The 13,894-nt window shown below is 65.3% G+C and carries 15 protein-coding genes; 7 read left to right on the top strand and 8 right to left on the bottom strand.

Features of this window, described 5'->3' with window-relative positions; translation table 11 throughout:
* Nucleotides 1–15: 15 nt before the first annotated feature.
* The 7 genes from H6935_11470 (at nucleotide 16) to H6935_11440 (ending at nucleotide 8,478) form a co-directional block, all read left to right on the top strand.
* A complete protein-coding gene (locus H6935_11470) occupies nucleotides 16–2,802 on the top strand; it encodes a class I SAM-dependent DNA methyltransferase (GenBank protein ID MCP5278965.1) in 2,787 nt (928 codons plus the stop codon).
* Nucleotides 2,803–2,805: 3 nt separating this feature from the next.
* Nucleotides 2,806–3,420 carry a DUF3800 domain-containing protein gene (locus H6935_11465; GenBank protein MCP5278964.1) on the top strand — a complete coding sequence of 205 codons (615 nt, stop codon included), beginning with the start codon at nucleotides 2,806–2,808 and terminating at the stop codon, nucleotides 3,418–3,420.
* 142 nt (nucleotides 3,421–3,562) lie between these two features.
* The gene (locus tag H6935_11460; protein MCP5278963.1) at nucleotides 3,563–5,068 is read left to right on the top strand and encodes an MFS transporter; all 1,506 of its coding nucleotides are present in this window, start codon (nucleotides 3,563–3,565) and stop codon (nucleotides 5,066–5,068) included.
* Nucleotides 5,069–5,177: 109 nt separating this feature from the next.
* Nucleotides 5,178–6,308, top strand: a complete 1,131-nt coding sequence (locus H6935_11455; GenBank protein MCP5278962.1) for a CZB domain-containing protein — start codon at nucleotides 5,178–5,180, stop codon at nucleotides 6,306–6,308.
* Between the two features lie 102 nt (nucleotides 6,309–6,410).
* A complete protein-coding gene (locus H6935_11450) occupies nucleotides 6,411–7,163 on the top strand; it encodes a hypothetical protein (protein ID MCP5278961.1) in 753 nt (250 codons plus the stop codon).
* Complete coding sequence (locus H6935_11445) at nucleotides 7,160–7,657, top strand: TlpA family protein disulfide reductase (protein ID MCP5278960.1); 498 nt, start codon at nucleotides 7,160–7,162, stop codon at nucleotides 7,655–7,657. Before H6935_11450 ends, H6935_11445 begins: the two co-directional genes overlap by 4 nt.
* A gap of 212 nt (nucleotides 7,658–7,869) precedes the next feature.
* Nucleotides 7,870–8,478: a cation transporter gene (locus H6935_11440; protein ID MCP5278959.1), complete on the top strand. Its 609-nt coding sequence runs from the start codon at nucleotides 7,870–7,872 to the stop codon at nucleotides 8,476–8,478.
* A gap of 71 nt (nucleotides 8,479–8,549) precedes the next feature.
* On the opposite strand, the gene H6935_11435 is transcribed toward H6935_11440, so the two are convergent.
* From H6935_11435 to H6935_11400, 8 genes are all read right to left on the bottom strand, one after another.
* The gene (locus H6935_11435) at nucleotides 8,550–8,780 is read right to left on the bottom strand and encodes a thioredoxin family protein (GenBank protein MCP5278958.1); all 231 of its coding nucleotides are present in this window, start codon (nucleotides 8,778–8,780) and stop codon (nucleotides 8,550–8,552) included.
* A 121-nt stretch (nucleotides 8,781–8,901) separates the two neighbouring features.
* Complete coding sequence (locus H6935_11430) at nucleotides 8,902–9,699, bottom strand: arsenite methyltransferase (protein MCP5278957.1); 798 nt, start codon at nucleotides 9,697–9,699, stop codon at nucleotides 8,902–8,904.
* Nucleotides 9,700–9,787: 88 nt separating this feature from the next.
* On the bottom strand, nucleotides 9,788–10,117 hold the full coding sequence (locus H6935_11425; GenBank protein MCP5278956.1) for a hypothetical protein: 330 nt from the start codon (nucleotides 10,115–10,117) through the stop codon (nucleotides 9,788–9,790).
* Entirely contained in the window at nucleotides 10,117–11,166 is a 1,050-nt protein-coding gene (locus tag H6935_11420) for a permease (protein ID MCP5278955.1), read from the bottom strand. Before H6935_11420 ends, H6935_11425 begins: the two co-directional genes overlap by 1 nt.
* A gap of 112 nt (nucleotides 11,167–11,278) precedes the next feature.
* Complete coding sequence (locus H6935_11415) at nucleotides 11,279–12,214, bottom strand: MBL fold metallo-hydrolase (protein MCP5278954.1); 936 nt, start codon at nucleotides 12,212–12,214, stop codon at nucleotides 11,279–11,281.
* Nucleotides 12,215–12,223: 9 nt separating this feature from the next.
* Complete coding sequence (locus H6935_11410; protein MCP5278953.1) at nucleotides 12,224–12,925, bottom strand: aquaporin family protein; 702 nt, start codon at nucleotides 12,923–12,925, stop codon at nucleotides 12,224–12,226.
* The gene (locus H6935_11405) at nucleotides 12,922–13,434 is read right to left on the bottom strand and encodes an arsenate reductase ArsC (protein MCP5278952.1); all 513 of its coding nucleotides are present in this window, start codon (nucleotides 13,432–13,434) and stop codon (nucleotides 12,922–12,924) included. Before H6935_11405 ends, H6935_11410 begins: the two co-directional genes overlap by 4 nt.
* 42 nt (nucleotides 13,435–13,476) lie before the next feature.
* A complete protein-coding gene (locus tag H6935_11400) occupies nucleotides 13,477–13,887 on the bottom strand; it encodes an arsenate reductase ArsC (GenBank protein ID MCP5278951.1) in 411 nt (136 codons plus the stop codon).
* Between the last annotated feature and the right edge of the window lie 7 nt (nucleotides 13,888–13,894).

Below are 13,894 nucleotides of genomic sequence, written 5' to 3'. Positions count from 1 at the left end.
AGGAGGTGACGGGGCATGCCCCTTTCCTGGAACGAGATACGCAGCCGCGCCCTGGCCTTCTCCCGGGAATGGGCCGAGGCCGCATCCGAGAATGCCCAGGCCAAGCCCTTCTGGATCGACTTCTTCGACGTCTTCGGCATTTCCAGCAAGCGCGTCGCCGCCTTCGAGGAACCCGTCAGGAAGCTGGGCGACAGGCAGGGTTTCATCGACCTGTTCTGGAAAGGCGTACTGCTGGTGGAGCACAAGTCCCGGGGAAAGGACCTGGACAAGGCCTATACCCAGGCGCTGGACTACTTCCCCGGCCTGAAGGAACGGGACCTGCCCAAATACGTCATCGTCTCCGACTTCGCCCGCATCCGTCTCTACGACCTGGAAGCCGGCACCAGGGAAGAGTTTGAGCTCAAGCAGTTCCCCAAACGCATCCACCTGTTCGGCTTCATCGCCGGCTACCAGCACAAGCCCGCCAAGCCCGAGGACCCGGTCAACGCCAAGGCCGCCGAGCACCTGGGGCGGCTGCACGACCAGCTCAAGGCCTGCGGTTACGAGGGGCATGCCCTGGAGGTCTTTCTGGTACGGGTACTGTTCTGCCTGTTCGCGGAAGACACCGCCATCTTCGATCGCCGCCGGCAGTTCCAGGACTACATCGAAGGCCGTACCGCCGAGGACGGCGCGGATCTTGGCATGCACCTGGCCCAGCTCTGGCAGGTGCTGGACACGTCCTTGGACAAGCGCCACAAGACCCTGGACGAGGAACTGGCCGCCTTCCCCTACGTCAACGGCCAGCTGTTCAGCGAGGCCCTGCCCATTGCCGCCTTCGACCGGGCCATGCGGGAGACCCTGCTGGACTGCTGCGCCCTGGACTGGAGCCGCATCTCCCCCGCCGTGTTCGGCAGCCTGTTCCAAAGCATCATGGACGCCAAGGCCCGGCGGGCCATCGGCGCCCACTACACCAGCGAAAACCACATCCTGCGCCTCATCAGGCCCCTCTTCCTGGACGGACTGTGGGCCGAGTTCCACAAGGTGAAGGGCAACAAGAACCGGCTGTTCGAGTTCCTCAAGAAGCTGGCTGCCTTGCGCTTCCTGGACCCGGCCTGCGGCTGCGGCAACTTCCTGGTCATCGCCTATCGCGAGCTGCGCCTGTTGGAACTGGAGGTGCTGCGCCATGTAAGGGACAGTGGCCAGATGCACCTGGATATCTTCCAGTTGGTGAACATCAACGTGGACCAGTTCCACGGCATCGAGATCGAGGAATGGCCCGCCCGCATCGCCGAGGTGGCCCTGTGGCTCACAGATCACCAGATGAACATGCGGGTGTCGGAGGAATTCGGCGCCTATTACGTGCGCCTGCCCCTCACCCACGCGCCCCACATCGTTCACGGCAACGCGCTGGCCCTGGACTGGAACGACGTGGTGCAGGCGGAGCGGTTGGACTATCTGCTGGGGAATCCGCCTTTCATTGGCAAGCAGCATCAAACCGAGCAGCAAAAGAGCGAGCTAACGGCGGTATTTCAGGGTACGAAAGGTGCCGGACTCCTGGACTATGTGGCCTGCTGGTACCGCAAGGCGGCGGAATACATGGGATGTGTTTACCCCTCCCCCGTAAGCGGGGGAGGGGTTGGGGGAGAGGGCATCCGCGCCGCCTTCGTCTCCACCAGCTCCATCACCCAGGGGGAGCAGGCCGGGGTGTTGTGGCCGGACCTGTTCGCCCGGGGCGTGAAAATCCACTTCGCCCACCGCACCTTCCAGTGGAACAGCGAGGCACGGGGCAGGGCCGCAGTGCATTGCGTCATCATCGGTTTCGGTCTGGGGGACGTGGCTGAGAAATGGCTGTTCGACTACGGCACGCCCCAGTCCGAGCCTCATGCCGTGAAGGCTTCCAACATCAACCCTTATCTGGTGGATGCTCCAGATGTGGTGCTGGGCAGCATAAGCAAGCCAATGTGGGCCGTACCTCCAATGCTGTATGGCAGCAAGCCCGCGGATGGTGGCCATTTACTACTGAGCGAGGAAGATCGCTGTGAATTGCTCGACTCCGAGCCATCGGCGGCGCCTTGGGTCCGGCCATTCATGAACGCGGATGAGTTCCTTTATGGCTTGCCCAGGTATTGCCTGTGGTTAGTGGATTGTCCGCCTGATGTGCTACGTAAATTGCCTCATGTGCTAGCCCGTGTTGAACGTGTGCGTGCAATGAGGGCTGCGAGCAGCAAAGCGCCAACACGTGAGAAAGCACAATTTCCAGCGGTATTTGGAGAATTACGCCAGCCAATTGATGATTATCTTCTTGTCCCGGCGCACACATCAGAGAACCGTCACTACATTCCCCTAGGCTACATGCCGTCAGAAGTAATTTGTGGCAATGCAAACTTTGCGATACCACACGCCACCCTCTTCCACTTCGGCGTGTTGCAATCCGCCCTGCATATGGCCTGGGTGCGCGCCGTCTGCGGCCGCCTGGAAAGCCGCTACCGCTACTCCGCCGGCATCGTCTACAACAACTTCCCCTGGCCAGAGCCCACTGACAAGCAGCGGGCCGCCATCGAGGCCGCCGCCCAGGCCGTGCTGGAGGCCCGCGCCCAGTTTCCCGGCGCCACCCTGGCGGACCTCTACGACCCCCTCGCCATGCCGCCGGCCCTGCTCAAGGCTCACCAGGCCCTGGACCGGGCGGTGGACGCGGCTTATGGGAAGAAGTCCTTCGCCAGCGAGGCGGAGCGGGTGGCCTTCCTGTTCCAGCGCTACCAGTCGTTGACTTCCCTGTTGCCCAAGGTGTCGACCAAGGGACGTGGCCGCAAGAAGGTGACCTAGCCCGTGCTGGTGCTCATCGACGAGTCCGGCGACGCCGGCTTCAAGATTGCCCGGGGCTCCACGCCTTACTTCGTGGTGGCCATGGTGGTCTTCCGGGATTTCAAGGAGGCGGAGCGGGCCAGTGCTGTCATTGCCGAGGCGCGGGAACGGTTTCGAGTGAAACCGGAGTTCAAGTTCAACAAATGCCATTCCAACGTCCGGGATGGATTTTTTCAGGCTGTATCACCCATGGATTTCAGGGTACGTGCCTTGGTGGTGGAGAAGGCGCGCATCTACAGCGACAGCCTGCGGGAGAACAAGAAGCGCTTCTACAACTACTTTGTCCAGATGCTGCTCAAGCACGACAACGATCTGTTGCAGGGTGCCCGGGTCAAGATCGACGGCAGCGGGGACCGGGAGTTCAAGCGTGAGTTGGAACGGTACCTGCGTCAGCAATGCCAGGCCGGTAAGATCGCCAGCGTGAAATTCGCCGAATCCCATCGGGACAATCTGATCCAGCTCGCGGATATGGCCGCCGGGGCCATCGCCCGGTCCTATCGGCAGGATGACCGCAAGGACGCGGACCGATGGCGCAAGATGCTCGCCGCCAAGATCGACGATATCTGGGACTTCAAATGAGGGGGATCGAGAGGGGAGGGGCGCCGCCGCGTCCTAGACTGGAGAGCTCCAGCCAAGCCCACCCTACGGTGACGATTCGGAACGCGGCGGCTAGGTGATTGAAAAGTAGCAACTTTTTACCCAATAGGTCAATAAAACTTTGATGACGCAGTCCATTCAGTCCATCCACCGCCTGGCGGCGGTCCTCTTCCTGGGCTTCGCCTCGGGCCTGCCCCTGGCCCTGACTGGCCAGGCGATGCAGGCCTGGCTCACCGTGGACGGAGTGGACATCGCCACCATCGGCTTCCTGGGCCTGGTGGGTGTTCCCTACACCTTCAAGTTCCTCTGGGCGCCTCTCATGGACCGTTTCGAGCCGCCCTGGCTGGGGCGGCGGCGGGGCTGGCTGGTGCTGACCCAGCTGGCCCTGGCGGGCATGCTGTGGTGGATGTCGGGCATCAGCCCCAGCGCCGCGCCCATGATGTTCGCGGCGGCGGCGGTGGGGGTGGCCTTCCTGTCCGCCTCCCAGGACGTGGTCATCGACGCCTACCGCACCGACGTGCTGGAACCCAAGGAGCGGGGCCTGGGGGCCTCCATGTCGGTTTTCGGCTACCGGGTCGCCATGATCCTGTCCGGCGGCATCGCCCTCATCTGGGCGGAGCAGTGGGGCAGCTGGGGCGCGGTGTACCGGGTCATGGCTGGCATCTTCGTGGCTTCGGCGGTCATTTCGCTGCTCACCCTGCCCCGGGCCACCGGTGCCGCCAAGCCCCTGGATTCGGACCCGGTGCGGGAACTCCTGGGTTTCCTGGCCATGCTGGCGGGGGTGCTGGCCGGGGCCTTTGCCGCCCGCTGGGGCCTCATGGGCCTGGGCCTCAGCCCCGACGACCCCAACAAGTGGATCCAGCTGCTGTTCGTGCTGGCCGGCATCGCCCTGGCCCTACCCCTGGGCTGGAACGCGGCCAAGGCCGCCAGGTTCGAGACCCTGAACCGCTCCCTGGCCAACTTCTTCGCCCAACCCGGTGCCTGGGCCTTCCTGCTGCTCATCGTGCTGTACAAGCTGGGGGACGCCTTCGCCGGGGTGCTCACCACGCCCTTCCTCATCAAGGGCATGGCCTTCACCCAGGCGGAGGTGGGCATCGTCAACAAGATCATCGGCATCTGGCTCACCATCTTCGGCGCCCTGCTGGCCGGCGCCCTCATGCTGCGCATGTCGCTGTACAAGGCCCTGCTGGGCTTCGGCCTTCTCCAGTTGTTGTCCAACTTCGGCTTCTACGCCCTGGCGGTGCTGGGCAAGGGGGCCTGGGGCAGCTTCACCCTGCCCCCCTTCGACCTGGGCTTCGTGGCCCTGGGCACGGCTTCCGAGATCGACGGCCTGCTCATGGCCGCCATCGCCTTCGAGAACGTGGCCAGCGGCATGGGCACCGCGGCCTTCGTGGCCCTGCTCATGGGCCTGTGCAACCTGAAGTACACCGCCACCCACTATGCCCTGCTATCCGCCCTGTCCGCGGTGGGCCGCATCTACGTGAGCCCCCTCTCCGGCGTGCTGTCGGAGTCCGTGGGCTGGCCCGCCTTTTTCCTGTTTTCCGTGCTGGCGGCGGTGCCGGGGCTTTACATGGTCTGGCGCATGCGCGGCACCATAAGCACCCTGAATCTCCCCGGTAATGCCGCCTAGCCCAGGACCGGGTGCCTCCGGAACGTAACAGCCCCTTAATCCTGCGGGGCTAAATTTCCTTCCGGAGCAGCCGATAATTGGTCGAGCCTTGGATCTTGGGGAGAAAAGCATGATTTTCGGCCGGAAAAACAACAAGAATGCCTTGCAGGAACGTACCCGGGAACTGGAGAACGAGAACGCATCCCTTCGCTCCCAGCTCGAGAGCGCCATGAGGTCGGTGCAGGACAAGGATGTTGAAACCGCCACCCTGGCCTCGCGCATCCAGATTCTTGAGGCTGTGGCCAGGCACATCGGTGTCTTCAGCAATTCCATCAAGGAGTCCCAAACCTCCCTGGCGGCCCTGGCCCTGACCATGAAACACGAGACGGAACAGGTGGGTTCTGCCTCCCACGACGTGGGGTCAAACCTGGATGTCATCCGCCAGATGGCCGGCAGCCTGGGCGGCTTTGTGGATCGGCTCAACCATACCGCCAATGCCGTCACCCAGCTCCATGGCCGCACCGGCGAGATCGGCGGCATCGTGCAACTGATCCACGACATCGCTGACCAGACCAACCTGCTGGCCCTGAACGCGGCCATCGAAGCGGCCCGGGCCGGGGAGTACGGACGAGGCTTCGCCGTGGTGGCCGACGAGGTGAGGAAGCTGGCGGAACGCACCCGCCGGGCCACGGATGAAATATCCCTGCTGGTGCGCACGGTTCAGGAAGAAGCCGACGACGTTCGCGCCCAGGTCCTCGTGGACCCAGGCCATACGAATGCCATCAGCGAAAACAGCGTCCGGGCCCACCAAGGCATGCAGGCCCTGATGAATTCCTCCAGCGACATGGTGCACACCATTGCCGCCAGTGCCCTGCGCAGCTTCGTCGAGACGGCCAAGGTGGACCATCTGGTCTACAAGATGGAGGTCTACAAGGTCTTTCTCGGCATCTCCGACAAGCAGGAATCCGACTTCGCCAGCCATACCGCCTGCCGCCTGGGCAAGTGGTACTACGAGGGGGACGGCCGCAGTTGCTTCTCCCGGTTGCCTGGTTACGCAGAGGTGGAATCCCCCCACATGGCTGTCCACGCCCACGGCGTTCAGGCCATCCGCCACTACCATGCCGGCGAGTATGACGCCGGCCAGCTTGAGCTGGGAAAGATGGAGGCCGCAAGCATGCTGGTGTTGCAGAACCTGGAAACCATGGCGGTCAACGGCGCCACCAATCCCCAGGTGCTGTGCGCAGGCATGCACATCCACTGAAGACCTGAAGTACCTTGTGCTTCGCGGCCTCCCCCTCAGTCCGGGCGGGCAGGTAGGTTTGTGCGGTTGCCGCCAGGCCCGGGGCGCCGTATAACGCCCTCCATGCCGCGATGCCTGTTGCCTTTTCTCGCCTTTGCCCTGTTGAGCTGTTCCGCCCGGGCGGAACAGGAAACGGCCATTCCCCTGCCCTCGGGCCTGGAAGTGGCCAGCCATCGTTTTCCCGCTACCCACGGCCCCATCCTGTTATGGCTCACCGGCCAGTACGGCAACGTGGAGGCTGAACGGAAGGCTGCCGCCAACCTGGCGACAAGGGGCCTGGAAGTCTGGCTCACGGACTGGCTGGCCCCCTATTTCCTACCCCAGTTGCCGGGCAGCATGGAAAAAGTCCCGGACCGGGACCTGGGAGACTGGCTGGCGGCCATCCACCAACGCCATCCGGACCGTCCCCTGCTGTTGCTGGCCTCAGGCCACACCGCCGATCTTGCCTTGCGGGCCGCCCGGGACGCCCGGGACCGCCTGGGAGTGCCGGCCGCCGGTTCGGTGCTGCTCTTCCCCCTGCTGTATCGCGGCCTGGAGGCGGGCAGGGAGCCGGATTACGCCGCCGTGGTGGACTCCACCCGCCAGAAGCTGGCCGTGCTGGTGCCCAAGTCCTCCGCCGGCTACTGGTGGCGGGAGCGGCTCAAGGAACGCCTGGAGGCCGCCGGCAGCCGGGTCATGCTCACCGTGCTGCCCGGCATGCGGGACGGCTTCTACCGCCGCACCGACGCCACCGAGATGGAAATTGCCGCCAGCGAACGGCTGGGTGACACGGTATGGCAGGCGATCCGGAATCTCCTGGGAGAAGAGACCCCATGAAATCATGGCTGGCCATCCTTCTGTTCCTGGGCCTGCTCGGCCCTGCCAGCGCCTCCGGGTTGAAGGACCTGCAGCCCAGACAGGCCGCGGCGCTGGCCCTCCCTTCGGTGGCGGGAGCCGACCTGGACCTGGTCCAGTTGCGAGGCAAGGTGGTGCTGGTGAACTTCTGGGCCACCTGGTGTCCCCCCTGCCGCAAGGAAATGCCCTCCATGAACCGGCTGAACCAGCTCATGCAGGGCCAACCCTTCTCCATCCTGGGCGTGAACGCCGGCGACAGCGCCGAAGCCGTCCGCGTTTTCCTCGCGCAAACCCCCGTCAACTTCCCCATCCTCATGGACGAGGAGGGCGTGAGCCTGAAGCCCTGGCAGGCCTTCGTGTTCCCCACCAGCTATGTGGTGGACAAGCAGGGCCGGGTGCGCATGGGCCTTATCGGCTCCATCGAGTGGGACGAGCCGGCGGTGGTGGCCCGCATCAAAGACCTGCTGGAAGAGTGATGGGGAGCCGTCCCCCAGTGTGCGAGCGGCTTGTTGCGCGCCCGCCCGCAGCACCGCCCGGACGTCGGCGGCCACTCGTTCAACCCCAGGTCGTGGTAATCGGGACCAGCCGATCCATGTCTCAGGCCTGCTCGAGCTGCCTTTTCTAACTGCGGTCCGCTGGCAGTCGGCAGGGGATACACTCAACCCGGCCACCCACGACGAAAGCCCGAATGACCTGCGCCTGTGAAAACCATTGCGCCACCGCCGCCCAGCAAGGCCGGCAGCGGGCCACGCTGCGCACCGTCCTGGCTATCAACGGGGTGATGTTCCTGGTGATTGCCGCCGCTGCCCTGTATGGTGATTCCACCGCTCTGCTGGCGGATAGCCTGGACAACCTGGGGGATGCCCTGACATACGGCCTGAGCTTGTACGCCGTGTCGCGGGGTGCCTCCACCAAGGCCCGAGTGGCCCTGTTCAAGGGCGGGCTGATCCTGCTGGCGGCACTGGTGGTGGCAGGCCAGATCGGCCATCGCCTGATGGTGCCCACCGTGCCGGTTTTCGAAGTGATGGGTCTTTTCAGCCTGCTGGGTCTGGCAGCCAACAGCCTGTGTTTCTGGCTGCTGTGGCGGCACCGGCACGAGGATGTGAACATGAGTTCGGTGTGGGAATGTTCCCGCAACGACATCGCCGCCAATGCCTCGGTATTCGTCGCCGCCGCAGGCGTGGCCCTGACCGGGGCGGCCTGGCCAGATCTGCTGGTAGCCTTGGCGCTGGTGATCCTGTTGCTGCGCTCGGCCTTGCGCGTCATCGCGGCGGCCCGGGCCGAGTTGCGCGGCTGATCCACGCGCCGATCCGGCAAACTCCGGCTCCGGCAGAGCCCCGCCGGGGCGGGACCAGCGTGAAGGCCCTTTTACAGCCAGCTCTCGATCTTCTTTCGATCCGGCACGCCGCCGGAGTGGACCACCTGGCCGTCGATGACCACCCCGGGGGTGCTCATCACCCCGTAACCCAGGATGGCGGCCATGTCGGTGACCTTTTCCAGTTGGACGGCGACCCCCTTGGCGGCGGCGATTTCCTCGATGAGCCTGGCGGTGACTTCGCAATTGCGGCAGCCGCTGCCCAGGACTTTGATTTGCTTCATGGCTCCTCCAGTGGATAGGGCACGTGTGGTTGTGAATGACCACCCTTTCCCGCGCCGCCGCGCACCCCTACCCCGCAAGCGGGGGAGGGGCTGGGGGAGAGGGTAAGGCTCGTGCACCTCATCAAGGTTTGACGGCCTCGATGCTGGCCGAGGCGATGTAGTTTTCCACGCCCCGTCCCGGGGCCCAGTGCTGGATGTATTCCCGGCTGGCGTCCTTGGGGGCGATGCGGATTTCCCTGAAGCCGGCGGCAGCCAGCAGGGCTTCCAGGCTGGGCACGTCCGCCGCCCCCGCCACGCAGGCGGTGTGCAGGGCCACCTCGGCCCGCATGTCCGGCGGCAGGGGGGCGGTGAGCACGATATCGGAAATGGCCAACCTTCCGCCGGGCTTCAGCACCCGGAAGGCGTCCCGGAACACCTGGGCCTTGTCCGGCGACAGGTTGATGACACAGTTGCTGATGATGACGTCCACGCTTGCGTCGGCCACGGGCAGGTGCTCGATCTCGCCCAGACGGAATTCCACGTGGGCGTAGCCCCCCTTCACCGCGTTGGCCCGGGCCTTGCTGACCATGTCCGGGGTCATGTCCACTCCGATGATGCGCCCTGTCTCACCTACCTTGCGTGCGGCCAGGAAACAGTCGAAGCCGGCGCCGCTGCCCAGGTCCAGCACGGTCTCGCCGGGCTTCAGGGCGGCGATGGCCTGGGGATTGCCGCAGCCCAGGCCCAGGTTGGCACCTTCCGGCACGGCGGCGGTCTCTTCGGCGCTGTAGCCGATGTCCTTGGAAAGCAGGTCGGCCACGGACTGGTCGGAGGGGGTGCAGCAGCCGGTGGCGGGGCCACAGCAAGGGCTGTCCGCCCGGGCCACGGCGCCGTAGGCGGCGCGCACCTGCTGGCGGATTTCGTCCTGGATGGTGGGGTTCAATACAGGCTCCTTGGTGGTGGAGGGTTATTCCGTGGCAGCCGGGAAATCAAATGTCATCCCCGCCTGCGCGAGGACGACGGCTCAGCCGTCAGCAACAGGACTGGCCCGAGGCCGTGGGTGTGCAGCAGGCGCCGCCGGTTTCCTTCACGGCGATGTTGGCGAAGGGGTCGGGTTTGATGGCGGGTTTGGCCGGGGCCATGCATTCGGCATAGGCCTCGTCGAACCGGGCGTCCAGCTGTTGCGCCGCCTCGTCCCGGATGTGCCGGGCGATCTCGATGACCGCGTCGATCTGCTCCCTGGCCACGCCATAGCCCTTGAGCTTGTCCACCTGGCACAGGCCCTGCCTGGGGTGGTTGGCGGCGATGTTGGCGGCCAGGGCCACCAGGGCGACGATGGAAGGGTGGAGTTCGGCACTCATCAGAAGACGCTCCTTTCAAGGGACACGAAGGGCCGCCCCGAGTGTTCCTTGGCCCCCACGGGGGGCGAGTCGACGCGAAGCAGAGAATCGGGGGCCGTGCTTAAGCTGTTGAACAGAACACCGACCAGCACGAATGAGACGGCGAGATAGCCGGCGAAGATGCCAAGCAGGGGCCACTGGGCCACCTTGCGCAGGATCAGCATCTCCGGCAAGGACAAGGCGATGACCGCCATCATGAAGGCCAGGACGGTGCCCAGGGGCACCCCCTTGCCCAGCAGGGCCTCGGCCACGGGGATGATGCCCACGGCGTCGGAATACATGGGCACGCCCGCCAGCACCGCGACGATCACCGACAGCACCGAGCCATCGCCGGCGATGCGGGCGACGAAATCCGCCGGCACGTAGCCGTGGATCACGGCGCCGATGCCCACGCCGATCAGCACGTATTTCCAGATGCGGCCCACGATCTGGCGCACCTCGTTCCAGGCATAGTCGTGGCGGGCCTTGAGGGAGGTCTCCGGGGCAGACACTTGCGCTTCTCCCATGCGGATCTGCCAGACGTAGCTTTCCACCCAGCGTTCCAGTTTGAAGGCCTGCAATACGTAGCCGCCCAGGAAGGCGATGGTCAGGCCGGTGAGCACGTAGATGAGGGTCATCTGCCAGCCGATGACCCCGGCCAGCACCACCACCGCCACCTGGTTCACCATGGGGCTGGCGATGAGGAAGGACAGGGTCACCCCCAGGGGGATGCCCGCCTCCACGAAGCCGATGAACAGGGGGATGGAGGAGCAGGAGCAGAAGGGCGTCACCGCACCCAGGCCCACGGCCATGAGGCGTGCACCGGGCCCCGAGCGGCCTTTCATCATGGCCCGCACCCGCTCCGGCGTCAGCAGGGCCCGCAGCCAGCCCATGAGGTAGATCACCGTGGTGAGCAGCACCAGGATCTTCACCACGTCCATGACGAAGAAATGCAGCGCCGCCCCGGCGGGGGAGGCGGGGGAAAGGCCGGCCAGGTCGAAGACCAGGAGGGTGGCGAGGGCGTCGAACATCAGGTCATAGTGCTTACAGGCACGTAGCTCCCGCGCTGGCGGGAACCCAGAAGCAACCGCATGCCAGTGATGCCCGGGATGCCCGCCTGCGCGGGCATGACGAACTGGTGCCTCATTGCGCCTCGAACTCCACGAAGGCCCGGCTCATGTTGCCTCGATGCAGGCCGTCATAGTTCTGCAGGAGACGGAACTGGAGCAGGTCCATGTGCTTGTCCAGGGTGGCGTCCAGGGGTTCCATGTCCCGGGCGGCCTGGCCGATGACGTTGGCCAGGAAGTCCTCGTAGTCGCCGGATTCCCGTTTGGCTTTCTCCAGGTCGCACACGCCACCGTGGCCGGGCACGATGTGCTTCGGGTTCAGGGCCTCCAGGGCGTGGAAGGCCTGCTGGCTCTTCTTCACACTGGACCAGGGCAATACCCCCAGCAGCCGGTCCACGAACACCAGGTCGCCGGTGAACACCACGTTGCGCCTGGGCAGCCACACCCAGGCATCGCCGCTGAAGTGGGCGTCGGTGTAGCGCAGCGCCAGGGTTTCACCCCCCAGTTCCAGGGTCACCTCGTCGCCATCATGGAGGGTGGTGGCGGGCAGGGGCCGGGTGCCGTCCAGGCGTGGCCCCAGGAAGCTCTTCATTACGCCCATGTGTTGGGCGCCGAAATCCGCCTGGGTTGCGGCGGTACGTTTCAGGGCAATGATCTGGGCCCCCCGGGCGGCGAAGTGGTCGTTACCCAGCCAGCGATGGTCCTGGCTGCCGGTGTTGATCACCCAGAGCACGGGTTTGTCGGTGACTTTGGCGATGGCCGCTTCCAGCTTCTGCGCCCCCAGCTTGCTGGCGCCGGAGTCGATGAGGATGACGCCCTGGGGCGTGACGATGAAGCCGTAGTTGGCGTTGAGGCCGTCGTTGTCCAGGTGGCGCTGTCCCAGGGGACCGATGATGGCGTGGACGTTGTCCACCACCTTTACAGCTTTGGGTTGGAATTCGGCGGCCTGGCTGTAGGGGCCGGTAAAAACCAGGCTCAGGGTCGCCAGGGCGGCCAGCAGGTGCTTGAACATGGTGTTGCCTCAGGGTGTGTCGGAGTGAGGCAAGATGACGTTTTCCGCCTGCTTAGGCAAGGTGGGAATCAACCAGAGGAACAGGGCCGTGGCGGCGAAGGCCCCCAGCAACTGGGCGACGATGAAGGCCGGGGCATCCGCCGGGCGGATTCCGGCGAAGGTGTCCGAGGCCGCCCGGGCCAGGGTCACCGCCGGGTTGGCGAAGGACGTGGACGAGGTGAACCAGTAGGCGGCGGTGATGTACAGGCCCACGGCAAAGGGGGTCACCGCCGGCCGCTGGCGCACGCAGCCCCAGATGATGGCCAGGAGGCCGAAGGTGGCGACGAACTCGCTGAACCACTGGCTGGGACCGGTGCGGGCGTGCTGGGAGGCGAAGAACAGGGGTTCCTGGAACATCAGGTGGGCCGCCGCCACGCCGGCGAAGGCGCCCAGCACCTGGGCGACGAGGTAGGGCGGCACCTCCCGCCAGGGCAGCCCCCCCTGCCAGGCATCCGCCAGGGTCACCGCCGGGTTGAAGTGGGCGCCGGAGATGGGGCCGAAGGTGAGGATCAGCACCACCAGGCCCGCGCCGGTGGCCAGGGTGTTGCCCAGCAGGGCGATGGCCGTATTCCCTTCCGCCAGGCGATCGCCCATGATGCCGGAGCCGATCACCACCGCCAGCAGGAAGGCCGTGCCCAGGGCCTCTGCGGTGAGTTTGCGGGCGAGGCTCATGTCCGCCCGATCTGGCTCAGGGCCTGTTGCAGCTTCATGCGGTCCAGTTTATCGAAGGGCAGGTTGGCGAACAGGCTGATGCGGTTCTGCAGCTGGTTGAAGGCCTGAAAGAAGGCGCGGCGCTTGTCCTCGTCGCTGCCTTCCACGGCAGCCGGGTCGGGCACGCCCCAGTGGGCGGTCATGGGCTGGCCGGGCCACACCGGACACATCTCCCCCGCCGCCTTGTCGCACACGGTGAAGACGAAGTGCAGTTCGGGGGCGTCCGGATTGGCGTCGGACTTGGCGAATTCCGCCCAGTCCTTGCTGCGCAGTCCTTCGGTGGGTAGATGATTCTTTTGCAGCAGCTCGATGGCGAAAGGATTCACCGCGCCGGCGGGATGGCTGCCGGCGCTGAAGGCCCGGAATCGTCCCCGGCTCGCGGCCAGGTTGTTGAGCAGGGCCTCCGCCAGGATGGAGCGGGCGGAATTACCGGTGCATAGGAACAGCACATTCATGGGTGCATCAGACATGGCAGCCTCCTTGGGGGCGAATCAGGCGGATAAGGGGTGAACTCAGAGCCCCAGCTTTTCCAGTACGGCCGGAATAAGCCGGGCGCGGATGTCGTCCCGCACGGTGAGGAAGCTTTCCAGGGGCTCTCCGTGGGGGTCATGGAAAGGCAGATGGATGCTGGGTACGGGGCGGGGGAAGACCGGGCAGGTCTCCTTGGCGTTGTCGCACACGGTAACGACCAGATCGATGTCCTGGTTCATGACCGCGTCCACGTCCTTGGGGTACAGGCCCTCGGTATTCAGGCCTGCCTCGTTCAGGGCGGCGATGGCGCCGTCAGCCACCTTGGGCTGGGGTTTGGTGCCGGCGGACAGGGCCCGCACGCGGCCAGCCAGATCGTGGTTCACCAGCACTTCGGCCATCTGGGAGCGGCAGGAGTTGCCGGTGCAGAGGATGAGTACGGTCTTTTCGCTCATGGGATTT

The sequence above is a fragment of the Thiobacillus sp. genome, from assembly GCA_024235835.1.
Lineage (GTDB): Bacteria > Pseudomonadota > Gammaproteobacteria > Burkholderiales > Thiobacillaceae > PFJX01.
The sequence above is the reverse complement of the archived record's forward strand: the minus strand, read 5'-3'. Positions and strand labels throughout refer to the sequence as shown.